Source organism: Streptomyces sp. NRRL S-31, assembly GCF_000718775.1.
GTDB lineage: Bacteria > Actinomycetota > Actinomycetes > Streptomycetales > Streptomycetaceae > Streptomyces.
Window position 1 is genome coordinate 1 of record NZ_JOCB01000032.1, and the last position, 14,458, is coordinate 14,458.

11 protein-coding genes and 3 pseudogenes are annotated in these 14,458 nt (G+C 72.5%); 9 read left to right on the forward strand and 5 right to left on the reverse strand.

Going from position 1 to position 14,458, the window contains the following annotated elements; translation table 11 throughout:
* Nucleotides 1-673: pseudogene (locus IF37_RS0114880) on the forward strand (Tellurium resistance); the annotation flags it as partial.
* Nucleotides 674-680: 7 nt separating this feature from the next.
* On the opposite strand, the gene IF37_RS0114885 reads toward IF37_RS0114880, so the two are convergent.
* Nucleotides 681-1,874 (reverse strand): glycosyltransferase, encoded by a 1,194-nt coding sequence (locus IF37_RS0114885; protein WP_106981787.1) that lies wholly within the window; start codon nt 1,872-1,874, stop codon nt 681-683.
* A 39-nt stretch (nt 1,875-1,913) separates the two neighbouring features.
* On the opposite strand from IF37_RS0114885, the gene IF37_RS0114890 reads away from it, so the two are divergent.
* Both IF37_RS0114890 and IF37_RS0114895 read left to right on the forward strand, forming a co-directional pair.
* Nucleotides 1,914-2,699: a glutamate racemase gene (locus tag IF37_RS0114890; protein ID WP_030741981.1), complete on the forward strand. Its 786-nt coding sequence runs from the start codon at nt 1,914-1,916 to the stop codon at nt 2,697-2,699.
* 104 nt (nt 2,700-2,803) lie between these two features.
* Nucleotides 2,804-3,349: a hypothetical protein gene (locus tag IF37_RS0114895; protein ID WP_030741983.1), complete on the forward strand. Its 546-nt coding sequence runs from the start codon at nt 2,804-2,806 to the stop codon at nt 3,347-3,349.
* A 240-nt stretch (nt 3,350-3,589) separates the two neighbouring features.
* Here the strand turns inward: IF37_RS0114895 and IF37_RS0114900 are convergent, their stop codons facing one another.
* Entirely contained in the window at nt 3,590-4,408 is an 819-nt protein-coding gene (locus IF37_RS0114900; protein ID WP_253915768.1) for an O-antigen ligase, read from the reverse strand.
* A 243-nt stretch (nt 4,409-4,651) separates the two neighbouring features.
* Here IF37_RS0114900 and lnt point away from each other — a divergent pair, with 243 nt between their 5' ends.
* The 4 genes from lnt (at nt 4,652) to IF37_RS0114920 (ending at nt 9,823) form a co-directional block, all read left to right on the forward strand.
* The gene (lnt, locus tag IF37_RS0114905; protein ID WP_030741988.1) at nt 4,652-6,262 is read left to right on the forward strand and encodes an apolipoprotein N-acyltransferase; all 1,611 of its coding nucleotides are present in this window, start codon (nt 4,652-4,654) and stop codon (nt 6,260-6,262) included.
* A 203-nt stretch (nt 6,263-6,465) separates the two neighbouring features.
* Nucleotides 6,466-6,945, forward strand: coding sequence for an NUDIX domain-containing protein (locus IF37_RS0114910; RefSeq protein WP_030741990.1), 480 nt, complete (start codon nt 6,466-6,468; stop codon nt 6,943-6,945).
* Between the two features lie 54 nt (nt 6,946-6,999).
* Nucleotides 7,000-7,827: a 3-hydroxybutyrate dehydrogenase gene (locus tag IF37_RS0114915; RefSeq protein WP_030741992.1), complete on the forward strand. Its 828-nt coding sequence runs from the start codon at nt 7,000-7,002 to the stop codon at nt 7,825-7,827.
* A 76-nt stretch (nt 7,828-7,903) separates the two neighbouring features.
* Nucleotides 7,904-9,823 carry a GAF domain-containing protein gene (locus IF37_RS0114920; protein ID WP_030741994.1) on the forward strand — a complete coding sequence of 640 codons (1,920 nt, stop codon included), beginning with the start codon at nt 7,904-7,906 and terminating at the stop codon, nt 9,821-9,823.
* A gap of 66 nt (nt 9,824-9,889) precedes the next feature.
* Here IF37_RS0114920 and IF37_RS0114925 read toward each other — a convergent pair whose 3' ends face one another.
* Complete coding sequence (locus tag IF37_RS0114925; RefSeq protein WP_030741996.1) at nt 9,890-11,269, reverse strand: MFS transporter; 1,380 nt, start codon at nt 11,267-11,269, stop codon at nt 9,890-9,892.
* 1,218 nt (nt 11,270-12,487) lie between these two features.
* Here IF37_RS0114925 and IF37_RS0114935 point away from each other — a divergent pair.
* Both IF37_RS0114935 and IF37_RS45765 read left to right on the forward strand, forming a co-directional pair.
* Nucleotides 12,488-12,829: a hypothetical protein gene (locus IF37_RS0114935; RefSeq protein WP_052845190.1), complete on the forward strand. Its 342-nt coding sequence runs from the start codon at nt 12,488-12,490 to the stop codon at nt 12,827-12,829.
* 92 nt (nt 12,830-12,921) lie between these two features.
* Nucleotides 12,922-13,041: pseudogene (locus IF37_RS45765) on the forward strand (IS5/IS1182 family transposase); the annotation flags it as partial.
* On the opposite strand, the pseudogene IF37_RS0114940 reads toward IF37_RS45765, so the two are convergent.
* Nucleotides 13,038-13,433, reverse strand: a pseudogene (locus IF37_RS0114940) (SDR family NAD(P)-dependent oxidoreductase); the annotation flags it as partial. The pseudogenes IF37_RS45765 and IF37_RS0114940 sit on opposite strands and share 4 nt — an antisense overlap.
* A gap of 413 nt (nt 13,434-13,846) precedes the next feature.
* Nucleotides 13,847-14,455: a TetR/AcrR family transcriptional regulator gene (locus IF37_RS40835; protein WP_052845191.1), complete on the reverse strand. Its 609-nt coding sequence runs from the start codon at nt 14,453-14,455 to the stop codon at nt 13,847-13,849.
* Between the last annotated feature and the right edge of the window lie 3 nt (nt 14,456-14,458).

A 14,458-nucleotide genomic window follows, 5' to 3' on the forward strand; every position in this document is an offset into this window, starting at 1 on the left:
GCCCGCGCCCCCGGCGCCGTCCACGGCCCCGCCCGTCGGCCGGCCGGTCCGGCTGACCAAGGTCACGCTCACCAAGGCGGCCCCCACCGTCTCGCTCGCCAAGCAGGGCGGCACCTCCGGCGCCCTGCGGGTGAACCTCAACTGGCAGACGCGCAAGGGCCGCTCGGGCTGGGGCGCCCGGTGGGGCGGCCGGCGCGAGCTGGACCTCGACCTGTGCGCGCTGTACGAACTCGCCGACGGCCGCAAGGGAGTCGTACAGGCCCTCGGCAACGCCTTCGGCTCGCTGCACCGGCCGCCGTACATCCACCTCGACGGCGACGACCGCACCGGATCCGTGGCGAGCGGCGAGAACCTCACCGTCAACCTCGACCACAAGGACGACTTCCGGCGCATCCTCGTCTTCGTCACCATCTACGAGGGCGCCCGATCCTTCGCCGACCTGCACGCCACCGTCACCCTCCGGCCGCAGCACGGCGCGCCCGTCGAGTTCTCGCTCGACGAGTGCGCCGTGGCCTCCCCGGTGTGCGCGCTCGCCCTGATCACCCACACCGGCGACGACCTCGTCGTCCGGCGCGAGGCGCGCTACCTGGTCCCGGAACGCGGAACGAGCCCCCAGCGGGCCGTGGACCGCGCCTACGGCTGGGGCATGAACTGGATGCCCGGCCGCAAGTGAGCGGGCTTCAGCCCTCGTCGGGCACGGCGTCCGGGCGGGCGTACGTCCGGCCCTTCCAGGCGGCCCCGCGCCCGCGGTAGTGCTGTACGGCGGAGTCCACCGTCATCAGCAGGTACAGGAACGCGGTGAACGGCAGCAACGGGGCGAGCCACAGCGGCTGCCGGTAGTAGCGCAGCATCGGCAGGTACGTCCCGGCCATCACCGCCCACGCCGACGCTCCCACCAGCGCGATCGCCGTACCGCCGCCCGCCGCGCCCACGACCACGGCGGCCGGCGGCACCAGGTACACCAGCGCGAGCCCGGCGACCGTACCGAGGAGCAGCAGCGGCTGGTGCCGCAACTGGGCGTAGGCACTGCGCGAGACCATCCGCCACAGGTCGTGCAGGCGCGGATAGGGGCGGACGCTGTCCACCCGGTCCGCCAGCCCCAGCCACACACGGCCGCCCGCCGCCTTCACCGCGCGCGCGAGCGCCACGTCGTCGATGACCGCGTGCCGGATGGCCTCCGGGACGCGCGCCCGCTCCGCCGTGTCCGCGCGCAGCAGGACACAGCCGCCCGCCGCCGCGGCCGTCCGCGATCCCCTCCGGCCGATCCGGCGGAACGGATACAGCTGGGCGAAGAAGTACACGAACGCCGGGACCACGAGCCGCTCCCACAGGCTCGCCACCCGCAGTCGCGCCATCTGCGACACGACGTCGAAGCCGCCGGTGCGGGCCGCCGCCACCAGCTCGCGCAGGCTGTCCGGCGCGTGCGCGATGTCCGCGTCCGTCAGCAGCAGGTACTCGGGGCCGCGCGCGCGTGCCAGCCCGATGCCGTACCGCACCGCCCACAGCTTGCCCGTCCAGCCCGCCGGCGGCTCACCGGGCGAGTCCACCGTCAGCGGCAGCCCGCCGTGCCGCCGCGCCAGCTCGCGCGCCAGCTCCCCGGTGCCGTCCGTGCTCCCGTCGTCGACGAGGAAGACCTCCGCCCGCCCCGGATAGTCCTGCGCCAGCAGCGACGGCAGACTGGCGGGGAGCACGGCGGCCTCGTCCCGGGCCGGCACGACCACGCAGACCGACGGCCACTCCTCCGGTTCCCGGCGCCGGGGCAGCCGGACGTCCGTGCGCCAGAAGAAGCCCTGGCCGAGCAGGAGCCAGCACCAGGCGGCCAGCGACACCACGGTGATCCACAGAAAGGCGCTCACGGCGGCAGTCTGCCCCACCCGACCGGCCCACAAGGGCGCATCGACTATCGTGGCCGGGTGAAGATCGCGCTCATGGACTCCGGAATCGGCCTGCTTCCCGCCGCTGCCGCGGTACGCAGGCTGCGGCCCGACGCGGACCTCGTGCTGTCCTGGGACCCGGACGGCATGCCCTGGGGACCGCGCACCCCGGAGGACATCACCGAGCGGGCCATCGCCGTCGCCGAGGCCGCCGCCGCCCACGAGCCCGACGTCCTGATCGTCGCGTGCAACACCGCCTCGGTGCACTCCCTGCCGGCGATGCGGGCCCGCTTCGAGCCGCGGCTGCCGATCATCGGCACCGTACCGGCGATCAAGCCCGCCGCCTCGGGCGGCGGACCCGTCGCGATCTGGGCGACCCCGGCCACCACGGGCAGCGCCTACCAGCGCGGACTGATCGAGCGCTTCGCCGACGGCGTGACCGTGACCGAGGTGGCCTGCCCCGGCCTCGCGGACGCCGTGCACCACGCGGACGAGGACGCGATCGAGGCCGCGATCGCCTCGGCCGCCGCCCGCACGCCGGACGACGTGACCACGGTCGTCCTGGGCTGCACCAACTACGAGCTGGTCGCCGAGCGCATCCGCGCGGCCGTCCAGCGGCCCGACCGGCCGCCCCTCGTCCTGCACGGCACCGCCGGAGCGGTGGCCGCCCAGGCGCTCCGCCGGATCGGCGTCGAACCGGCCCCCGCCGCCGCCGGCGACACCAGCCTGACGGTGCTGCTGAGCGGCCGCGCGGCGACGCTCCCGGACACGGCGCTGTCCTACGAGGAAGGCCGCTTCCTGAAGTCCGTCTGCCCGGTCCGCTGACCGGCGTGCGAGGAACGGCCGACCGGTCCGGCGTGCTCCGCCCGGGTTGGTCACCCTGCGCTACGCCCTACCCGCGCAACGAAACCTGAGTAACCTCATAAAGCATGAGGGACCACCCCGACGCCGACGACAAGCTCCGCCCGGACGTCTGGACGGGACGGGCGACCAACCGGGTCCAGTGGCTGCTCGCGCTGGTCGGCGCCGCCTGCCTCGCGCTCGGCATCGAGCTGGCCGTCGACTCCGCCTGGACCGCCGGTGTCGCCCCGCTCGTGATGTCCGTCGTGGGCTGCATCGCGGCCGGCCTGCTGGTGCTCTTCGGCACGCTGGCCTTCGTCCACGTCGACCTCAAGCTCGACCGGGAATCCCTGGAAGTGCGCTGCGGCCACATAGGGCTGCCGCGCCGCCGCATCCCGCTCTCGCACGTGGCCGGTGCCGACTTCGCCGCCCTCGTCACCCCGCGGCAGTGGGGCGGCTGGGGCTACCGCTGGCGCCCCGAGAAGGGCACGGCGGTCGTCGTACGCCGAGGCGAGGGCATCGTGCTGAGTCTGTGGGACGGCCACACGTTCACGATCACCGTGGACAACGCGGAGTCCGCGGTACGGGTCATCAGGGACCGCCTCCGCACGATCAGACCGGGAACGGCCGGCTGACCCGGAGCGTTCCCCCGTCGGGTCGGTGCGGCTGGTCCTCCCCGCGGGCATCGGCTGTGACGGGCGCCCGGGGAGAGCCCGCTCGGATGGCGCCCGCACCTCCGTACCTCCGTACCTCCGTACCTCCGTACCTCCGTATGGCCGGGAGCGGCGCTCAACGCGTCCTGCAGACGTGCCCGGCAGGCGCGCCCGGCGGGGAGATCCGCCGACGTCGGGCCGCGTCGTGCCCGGCGGCGGCACTCAGCGGGCGGGTGCCGTGACGCCGCCCGTGCCGCCGATCCCGCTCGCGTCGCCCGTGCCGCTCGCGTCGCCCGTGCCGCTCGCGTCGCCCGTGCCGCTCGTCCAAGGCCGGGCGGTGGCCCAGCCCGCCAGGAGGCCGGCGCCCGCCGTCACCGGCGTGCAGCTCAGCGCGTCGCTCACCGAGGCGAGCGCGGCCAGCGCCGTCAGGGCCGCGCCCGCGGTCAGCGCGACCGGTGTCGGGCGCGGGGTGCGCCACAGGGCGTACAGGACCCAGCAGAACACGGCGACCAGCAGGAACACCCCGATCAGGCCCTGCTCGGCGGCCTGTTGCAAGGGGGCCGAGTGCGGCCCGCCGTCGACCGGTGACGACCCCGCCGCGGCCCCGCCCAGCTCACCGGAGCGGCCCGGGCCGACTCCCAGCACGCTGTTGCGGCCCGCCAGCCGCAGGGCATCCTGCCAGCGCGGCACCCGGTACGCGGCGAACCGGTCGTCGAGCGCCCCGGCGAGGCCGTCGGGCAGCGCCTCCGCGGCCAGTGCGGCCAGTGCCCAGATACCGGCCGCCACCAGCACCGCCGCCGTCGCCGATCCCGCCAGCCAGACACCCCGGCCGCGCGCCGAACCCGCCGCCAGCGAGCACAGCAGGACGGCCGCCCCGGCCACGCACCCGGCCGCCGACCCCAGCGCGACCCCGGCCGGCACGGTGGCGCAGGCCAGCGTGGCCAGCCCGATCCGCAGCGCCGGTACGGTCGTCGCCCAGGCGGCACAGCACGCGGCCCCGGTGGCCAGCGCCGGTCCGGCCGCGTCGCCGAGGCTGCGCACACCGTAACGGCTCCTGACCGGTCTCGGGGCCAGAAGCGGAGGAACGGCATGATTCCACCAGGTACCGACGCGCGCTCCGACCCGAACCGACGGACCTCGCGACCCCGTGCCCCGGGGACGCCGAGCGGAGCCGGGCACTCGTCGCCGGCCCCGGAGAACAGGCGCTCACCAGCGACGACCGGCGGTGTGCCGGCGCCGGACCGTGCTGTCGGCGGCGGCGACGGCCGCCGTACACTCACCCGGGTGACCGTCACCGCAACTTCCGTGGACCAGCCGGACCAGCTCCGGCCGCGTCCCGCCGCGCCGGCCGGCCGCCGCCGACTGCTGCGCCTGGTCCCGGCCGCCGCCTCCGTACTCTGCGGAGTGCTGCTCTACGTCAGCTTCCCGCCCCGGACCCTGTGGTGGCTGGCCCTGCCCGCCTTCGCCGGATTCGGCTGGGTGCTGCGCGGCCGGAGCTGGAAGGCCGCCCTGGGCCTCGGCTACCTCTTCGGGCTGGGCTTCCTGCTGCCGCTGCTGGTGTGGACCAGCGTGGAGGTCGGGCCCCTGCCCTGGCTGGCCCTGGTCCTGATCGAGGCGGTCTTCGTCGCCCTGGTCGGTGTGGGCGTCGCCGCGGTCTCCAGGCTGCCCGCCTGGCCGGTGTGGGCCGCCGCCCTCTGGACGGCGGGCGAGGCGGCACGCGCGCGCGTGCCCTTCAACGGCTTCCCCTGGGGCAAGATCGCGTTCGGTCAGGCGGACGGCGTCTTCCTGCCGCTCGCCGCGGTCGGCGGCACCCCCGTCCTGGGCTTCGCGGTCGTCCTGTGCGGATTCGGGCTGTACGAGGTCGGGCGGCTGATCGCCGAGCGGCGCCGCACCCGGACCGTACGGCGCGCCGCCGCGACCGCCGCGCTGCTGAGCGTCGCCGTGCCGGTGGCCGGTGCCGTCGCGGCCCGTGCGCTGGTGAGCGACGCGGCGGAGAACGGCACCGCGACGGTGGCGCTCATCCAGGGCAACGTGCCGCGCGCCGGTCTGGAGTTCAACGCCCAGCGGCGGGCCGTGCTCGACTACCACGCGCGCGAGACGCACAAGCTCGCCGCCGACGTCCGGGCGGGCAAGGCCGTCAAGCCCGACTTCGTCCTGTGGCCGGAGAACTCCTCCGACCTCGACCCCTTCGCGTACGCCGACGCCGCCGACGTGATCGAGCAGGCGGCCAGGGACATCGGGGTGCCCGTCTCCGTCGGCGGTGTCGTGGAGCGGGACGGCAAGCTGCTCAACGAGCAGATCCTGTGGGACCCGGTCAAGGGCCCGACGCAGACCTACGACAAGCGGCGGATCCAGCCCTTCGGCGAGTACCTTCCGCTGCGCTCGCTCGTCGGCGCGATCAACAAGGACTGGACCGACATGGCCCGCCAGGACTTCAGTCCGGGCGACAAGCCGGGCGTCTTCGACATCAAGGGCACGAAGGTGGGCCTGGCCACGTGCTACGAGGCCGCCTTCGACTGGGCCGTGCGGGACACGGTGACGCGCGGCGCGGAGATGATCTCCGTGCCGAGCAACAACGCCACCTTTGACCGCAGCGAGATGACGTACCAGCAACTCGCCATGTCCCGCATCCGTGCCGTCGAGCACAGCCGCACCGTGACCGTGCCCGTGACCAGCGGCGTCAGCGCGGTGATCATGCCGGACGGGCGGATCACCCAGAAGACCGGCATGTTCGTGCCCGCCTACCTCGTCCAGAAGGTGCCGCTGCGCACCTCCACGACCCCCGCCACCGAGTTGGGCATCCTCCCGGAGATCGCCCTGGTGCTGGTCGCCGCGGGCGGGATCGGCTGGGCGATCGGGTCCGGTCTGCGCGCCCGGCGCGCCGGTGACGCGTAGCCGCCCGCCGCCGTACGCCGCCGGGTGTGCGCTTGCCATACGTCTGCCTGCGCCTGCCGCACACCCGGTGTCTGCCGCATACCGGGTGTCTGTCGCACACATGGTTGTCTGCGGACACCGGGCGGCCGGCGCCGCTCAGCGCGGGGCGTCGTCAGGCCCCGGAAGCGACCGGTGCCGGGCCGTGGGCCGCTAGGGTCGGAACCATGGCTATCCCTGATTTCCTCCGCACGCTCAGGGTCTTTGCCGGGCAGCAGTTGCTCTGGCTCCCCGGGGTCACCGCGATCGTCTTCGACGACGAGGGCAGAGTGCTGCTCGGCCGGCGGTCCGACACCCGCAAGTGGTCGGTGATCGGCGGCATCCCCGAGCCCGGTGAGCAGCCCGCGGCCTGCGCCGTGCGGGAGGTCCACGAGGAGACCGCGGTGCACTGTGTGGTCGAGCGGGTGGTCCTGGTCCAGGCGCTGGAGCCGGTCACCTACCCCAACGGCGACATCTGCCAGTACATGGACATCACCCTCCGCTGCCGGGCCGTGGGCGGCGAGGCCCGGGTCAACGACGACGAGTCACTGGAAGTCGGCTGGTTCCCGGTGGACGCGCTGCCCGAACTCCACGAGTTCGCCCTCTTCCGCATCAAGCAGGCCATGTCCGATGCACCCACATGGTTCGACCCTATGACTGTCGGCTGAAGTATGGGTGATTGCCATATGTGGTGAGTGTGGGGTTCCGCTTAGGGTCGGCACATGACCTCGTCCACCCCCCTCCCCGGCCTCGGCCCCGGTTCCCGAGTCCAGCCCCTCGCCCTCGACCTCGACGGCCGCACCGCGCTCGTCACCGGTGCCGCCAGCGGTATCGGCCGCGCCTGCGCGCTGCGACTGGCCGCCGCCGGGGCCGAGGTACGTGCCGTCGACCGGGACGCGGCGGGCCTGGCCGACCTGGCCGACCATGCGAAGCGAGCGGGCGACCTGGCGGGCGGCATCGTCCCGCGCGTCGTGGACCTCACCGACCTGGACGCGGCCGAACGCGCCGCCACCGGCGTGGACGTGCTGGTCAACAACGCCGGACTGCAACTCGTACGGCCTCTGGAGGAGTTTCCGCCCGAGGTGTTCCACACGGTGCTGACCGTGATGCTGGAGGCGCCGTTCCGCCTGATCCGCGGTGCCCTCCCGCATATGTACGCGCAGGGCTGGGGCCGGATCGTCAATGTGTCCTCCGTCCATGGTCTGCGGGCATCGGCCTTCAAGTCCGCCTATGTGGCCGCCAAACATGGTCTCGAAGGACTGTCCAAGACGGCCGCGCTGGAAGGCGCTCCCCATGGGGTGACCTCGAACTGTGTGAACCCGGCCTATGTGCGCACCCCCCTGGTCGAGCGGCAGATCGCCGACCAGGCACAGGCGCACGGCATCTCCGAGGACCGCGTCCTGACCGAGGTCCTGCTGAAGGACAGCGCGCTGCGGCGGCTCATCGACCCCGAGGAGGTCGCCGAGGCCGTGGCCTACCTGTGCAGCCCGCAGGCGTCCTTCGTCACCGGCACCTCGCTCGTCCTGGACGGCGGGTGGACGGCCCACTGACCGGCCCGGCGGCACCCGCGCCGGGAGTTTTCCACAGGCCTGCCGGGCCGCGTGGCCGATACGGAATCCTGTGACCATGTCCCGCGATCACCTGAAGCCGGCACCCAGCTCCAGCGCCGAGGCCCCGTACTTGGAGCTGCTGGCCCGCGACGCCTCCGTCGAGGCCTATGAGCAGCCCGTCCTGCTCGCCCGAGCCGAGGGCGAGCCGGCCGGCCGGATCGCCGCGCTGGAAGAGGCCAGACTGCTCGCCCTGCGCGTACGGGCGGAGCTGGAGGGACGGCGGCGGCGCGAGGCGGAGCTGTCGGCGCTCTTCGAGACCGCGCACGACCTCGCCGGGCTGCGCGACGTGGACGCCGTCCTGCAAGCCATCGTGCAGCGCGCCCGCTCCCTGCTCGGCACCGACGTCGCCTACCTCAGCCTCAACGACCCGGCACGCGGCGACACCTACATGCGGGTCACCGAGGGCTCCGTCGCCGCCCGCTTCCAGCAGCTGCGCCTCGGCATGGGGGAGGGGCTCGGCGGACTCGTCGCCCAGACCGCGCGGCCGTACGTCACCGACGACTACTTCCAGGACGAACGCTTCCAGCACACCCACGTCATCGACGCCGGCGTCCAGGACGAGGGCCTGGTCGCCATCCTCGGCGTCCCCCTGATGCTGGGCCCGCACGTGATCGGCGTGCTCTTCGCGGCCGATCGGCGGGCGCGGGTCTTCGAACGCGAGCAGATCGCCCTGCTCGGCTCCTTCGCCGCGCTCGCCGCCGCGGCCATCGACACCGCCAACCTGCTCACCGAGACCCGCTCCGCCCTGGCCGGCCTGGAGCGCGCCAACGAGATCATCCGGGACCGCAGCGGCGTCATCGAACGCGCCTCCGAGGTCCACGACCGGCTCGCCGAACTCGTCCTGCGCGGCGGCGGAGTCCACGACGTGGCGGCCGCCGTCTCCCGGGTCCTCGACGGCACCGTCGAGTTCGCGGAGGCCACGGCGGCACCCGGCGAGGCGCTGGAGGCGTCCCGCGCCGAGGGACACGCGGTACGGCACGGCAAGGACTGGATCGCCGCCGTGGCGGCGGGCGGCGAACTCCTCGGCGCGCTGGTCCTGCGCGGCCACCCCGGCCTCGACCCGGTCGACCAGCGCACCCTGGAGCGCGCGGCGATGGTCACCTCCCTGCTGCTGCTCGCCCGCCGCTCCGCCGCCGAGGCCGAACACCGGGTGCGCGGCGAGCTGCTGGACGACCTGCTCGACGCCCGCGACCGGGACCCGCGCCTGCTCCGCGAACGAGCCAGCCGCCTCCACGCCGACCTGGACGCCACCCATGCCGTCCTCGCCGCCCGACTCGACGGACCGGCGGCCGACGCCGACGAGGAGGCTGCGGCCCGCCGCCGGCTGTGGTCCGCCGCGTCCCACCTGGCGGCCACCCGGCACGGACTGGCCGCGGCCCGTGACGGCGGCACGGTGCTGCTGCTGCCCCTCCGCGCCGGCGACACCGCCGCCGAGGTGGCCCGCCGCACCGCCCGTCACCTGGGCACCGCCGTCCACCAGCCCGTCACGGTCGGCGCCTCCGCGCCCGTCACCGACCTCGCCCGGCACCCCGAGACCGTGGCCGCCGCCTATGCCGAGGGCCGCCGCTGCCTGGACGCGCTGCACCTGCTGGGCCGGGTGGGGGAGGGCGCGGCGGCCGAGGACTTCGGCTTCCTCGGGCTGCTCCTCGCGGGCGAACGGGACATCGCCGGCTTCGTCGAGCGGACCATCGGTCCCGTGGTCTCCTACGACGAGCGGCGCGGCACGGAGCTGCTGCGGACCCTGGACGCGTACTTCGAGGGCGGGATGAGCCCGGCGCGCACCAAGGACGCGCTGCACGTCCACGTGAACACGGTGGCGCAGCGGCTGGAGCGCGTGGGCCGCCTGCTCGGCACGGACTGGCAGACCCCCGCCCGGGCGCTGGAGATCCAACTCGCCCTGCGGCTGCACCGGCTGGCCGCACCGAGACGACTCTGACCGGCCCCTCGGGGCCGGTCGGAGTCGCCGCGTGCGGGGCGCCGCGGAGGTGCTCCGCGGCGCCGGTCAGACGGTCCGCGCCCCGGCGGCGGGAGCCGCCTCGGCGGACGCGCCGTCCGCAGCCTCGACCTCGCCGAGATCCCGGTGCCGCGTCTCCCGCGCGAAGCCCACCGCGGCGAGGGTCAGCACCGCGGCGGCGATCACATACAGCGCGATCGGGGTGGAGCTGTCGTAGTCGGAGAGCAGCGCGGTGGCGATGAGCGGGGCGGGCGCACCGGCCGCCACGGAGGCGAACTGGGCGCCGATGGACGCGCCCGAGTACCGCATCCGGGTCGCGAACATCTCGGCGAAGAACGCGGCCTGGGGCGCGTACATCGCGCCGTGCAGCACCAGCCCGACGGTCACGGCGAGGATCAGGTACCCGAACGACCCGGTGTCCACCAGCGCGAAGAACGGGAACATCCACAGCCCGACGCCGGCCGCGCCCAGCAGGTACACCGGCCGCCGCCCGACCCGGTCGGACAGCGCGCCCCAGGCCGGGATGACGGCGAAGTGCACGGCGGAGCCGATGAGCACGGCGTTCAGCGCGGTCTGCTTGGAGACACCGGCCGAGGTGGTGGCGTAGACGAGAATGAACGCGGTGATGACGTAGTAGCTGATGTTCTCCGCCATCCGGGCGCCCATCGCCACGAGCACGTCCCGCCAGTGGTACCGCAGCACGGACACGAGCGGCAGCTTCTCGTCCTCCTCGCCCCGCCGGGCCTCGGCGCGCTCCAACGCCTCCTTGAAGACGGGCGATTCGTCGACGGACAGACGGATCCACAGACCGACGAGCACGAGCACCCCGGAGAGCAGGAACGGAATCCGCCAGCCCCAGCTGCCGAAGGCGTCGTCGGACAGGACGGCGGTGAGCAGCGAGAGCACACCGGTCGCGAGCAACTGCCCGGCCGGCGCGCCGGTCTGCGGCCAGGAGGCCCAGAAGCCGCGCCGTCGCGCGTCCCCGTGCTCCGAGACCAGCAGGACGGCGCCGCCCCACTCGCCGCCGAGCGCGAAGCCCTGCACCAGCCGCAGCACGGTGAGGAGTACCGGAGCCGCGCTCCCGACGGTGGCGTGTGTGGGCAGCAGCCCGATCGCGAACGTCGCCCCGCCCATCAGCAAGAGACTCAGCACCAGCAGCTTCTTCCGCCCCAGCCGGTCACCGTAGTGCCCGAACACGAGCGCGCCCAGCGGGCGGGCGGCGAACCCGACGGCGTACGTCAGAAACGACAGCAGCGTCCCGACCAGCGGATCGGAGTCAGGAAAGAACAGCTTGTTGAAGACCAGCGCGGCGGCGGAGCCGTAGAGGAAGAAGTCGTACCACTCGATGGTGGTCCCGATGAGGCTGGCGGCGACGATGCGGGGAAGGCTCGCGGGGGGTGGGGGAGCGGTTGCTGCTTGGGCTGCCATGTGCGCCACTTCCTCGTGTGCGGTGGGGACGGGTACGTGTCGGCACACGGTAGGAAGATGCAGGTCAGGGGCACATGTGGTGGGGCACCATAGTTCGAGGCGCTGCTATGCGTGCGCCCACCATGCCGGTGCGGGGAGGGGCGATTCAAGGGCTCGGAAGTGGTCGAGACCAGCGCTGTCCGGTGCGCGCAGTTGGGGGTGATTTGACGGTGTGGTGCTGACTCCCGTGCTGGTTCGGTGCTGACTGAAAGCCCACGTCATCACCCGTGCTCACCCATCCCGTCCTGACTTGGTGCTGACTACGCTCCGTTGAACTCGGACATCTTGGGGCCGATCGGCTCAGGGTCGTTGCGTGGTAGGCGACTTGAATGAGAGGTCGACCCAACTTTGCCGCTCGGCAAGGCGTTGCGCGTGCGCGTGGTCCGCGTTCGGCCCAGCAGATTCTTCGGCTGCTGGTGGTACAGCATTCATGGCGTTGTGACCAGGGGGAATGAAGATCGTACTCACTCTGACTGGGGTCTTGGCCCGTGTATGGTCCGGATCTCGTTCTTGATCGGTTGGGCGGGCGTAACTCGCGCAGAAGTGCTGCACTTCAGGCGCTCATGGGAGAGCGAAGGCCAGCTTGCGGTTGTGGCGAACCCGGATTGGCGGCGTGGCGGTCGCCTGAGGGCGAGGGGATCGCAATTACCGTCCCTGGGCGCGGGCAGTGATCCGTGCGGGTTCCGCGCGAGTGTGGGTGAGTCCGAAAACGGCAGTGTGGCGTCGTGCCCGGGTAAGGGCGACGTACAGGGAACGATGCTCTTCGCCTTCGAGGACGAGGCTGCTGTACATCGGGTGTGGGGAGCAGATGGCTGCGCCTGCCTGGCATGCAGGCCGAGATGGGAGCATACCCGCGGGTGCGGGGATGCTCCCGCGCAGAAGGCCCGCCGGACTGCCAGGCTCGGATGCTCCTCGCGCTCGCGGGGATGACTCCCCGAAACGGCGTTCAGGATGAGTCTGGGGCTGTGCGTTCTCTACAGCGTGGTCATGGTCCCTGAGGCGGAGGGGTTGAGGTAATGGCGAGATATACGGTGGCTCTGCACGGTCACGCGGCGCTGCGCGTCGAGGCGGAAGCGGAGTCCGTGCAGGAGGCCAACCGCCTGGCGGTCGCGAAGGCGCCGAAGGTCAAGTATGTGCAGAGCCGGACGCCGGTGACGACGAGCAGGCTGGAGGGCCGAAGTGAGCGAGATCAGGCGCGACGAGTGGGTTGGGATGACCAAGTCGGCCAGGAGGTACGAGCCGTTCTGGGAGAGCGTCCGGGAGGCGGAGGCGCAGGGTCGTCCGGTGATGCACGTCGTTAAGGTCGGCAAGTTCATCATGCAGGCGTCCACGGACATCGAGCTGGCCAAGCTGTTCGCGGAACACCAGGTCTTCGACCAGGATGAGGTCGGCGAGTTCGACTGGGTGCCGGACGAGTTCGAGGTGCTGCATCTTCGGTTCAAGAACACGCGGACCGGGGAGTGGGAGTCCACCATCCAGTCCATCTCGACGGTGCCGGCGCTGCCGGAGGCGCCGAAGTGAGTGAGCCGCAGGTCGATTGCGTGCGCTGGAGAGCGGCCTGCTGCGGCGGGCTCTTTTAGAGGTATGTGATCCCGTGCTGCTTGGGGGTGACCGTGGCACGGCGGAAACCGTGGGAGGTCAGTGACGAGCTGTGGGCGATGATTGAGCCGTTGCTGCTGAAGCATGAACGACGGTTCCGGCACCCGGGGCGCAAGCGGATCGATGACCGCCGGCCGAGCGGGGTCTCGCGGATGTTGGCCTCGCGGAAGGCGGGGGCGGCCGAGGCGGTCATCTCGGTCTCGATGTGGCCGGGGTGGATCGTGTTGACGCGGATGCCGCGCGGGCCGAGCTCCAGCGCCGCCGTCTTCGACAGGTCCCGCAGTCCGCACTTGCCGGCGGTGCAGACGACCGGGTAGTGGGCGGTGAGGGCCGCCGAGGAACCGACGTTGACGATCGAGGACCCGGGTGGCGTCAGCGGGGCGAGGTGCTGGATGCCGAGCAGCGGGCCGGTGACGTTGACGGCGTGCACCCGGGCGAAGTCCGCGGCCGCTACGTCGCCTAGGCGGGCGCGCCAGGTGATGCCCGTGTTGTTGCCCAGGCCGTGCACCTGCCCGTACGACGGGCGTCGGCGCGGCTGGTTCCTCGTTCACCCAAGCACTGTCCGAGACGAGCGGGTACGTAGCCACAGGGCTTGCGAAACGCTACCCGACCACTCGCCACCCTCGGCGTCACGTGTTCGAACCGGACGGATCACCAGAACGACGCCGCCCTGCGCTGGGACCAGGTCTGCCGGCTCCTGACGGCGAACGCGAACCCCGTTCGAAGCAGACCGAGCACACGAACGCATGGGGAACGGCCAGCCACATAGCGTTTTCGCAGGCGGAAGCACACAGCCCCGTGCTCTGGCGCACAAGGCGTCCGCCAGGGGGACGGCCGGCGACTGGTCAGGCCGACCGAGTTCGCCGCCGACGGTGTGGACCATGCCGACCGGATCCTCACAGCAGCGGCAACTGGCTTCGGTGGCGAAGAACCCCGTGGTCAGTGGTGACAGGTTGATGCGTCTTTCAACTGCAAGGCGGTGAGCAGTAGTTTCCACACTCTATCGGCCGTGGCAGGTGAGCGTCCCGGTGCCCCCCGCTCTGCCGCGAACGACAGCCCATAAGCGACGGTCAGTAACAGGTGGACCACTACGTCCGGTGGCTGAGCGGCCAAGGGTGAACGGGGGGTGTGCTGTTGCTGGGCATGGCGGGTGGCGGTGGCCATTTCACGGCGGATGCGGTCAAGGAGGTTGGGCGCCCCGCCGACAGGCATGGTGCAGTCCGCGGCCAGTCTCAACGCCGCCCGGAAGCGGACGTCGTGCTTCATTTGGCGGCTTACGGCCAGTACGAGGGCGCGCAGGGTAGTTTCGGGCGCGCAGGAGGCGGTGATGGAGCGGCCGATGCTGCTCCATGCCTCTGCCGACTGGCTCACCAGCGCGTCGGCGAGCGCCTTTTTGGAAGGGAAGTGCCCGTACAGAGCACCCTTCGTCATGCCTGTGCGAACGGCGACCGTCGCCAGATTGGTACCTGCATAGCCGTGCAGGGCGAACTCTTCGGCCGCCGCGTCCAGCACCTGGTCCCGGGTGCGCATCGCCCTTGCCTGCTTCACCAA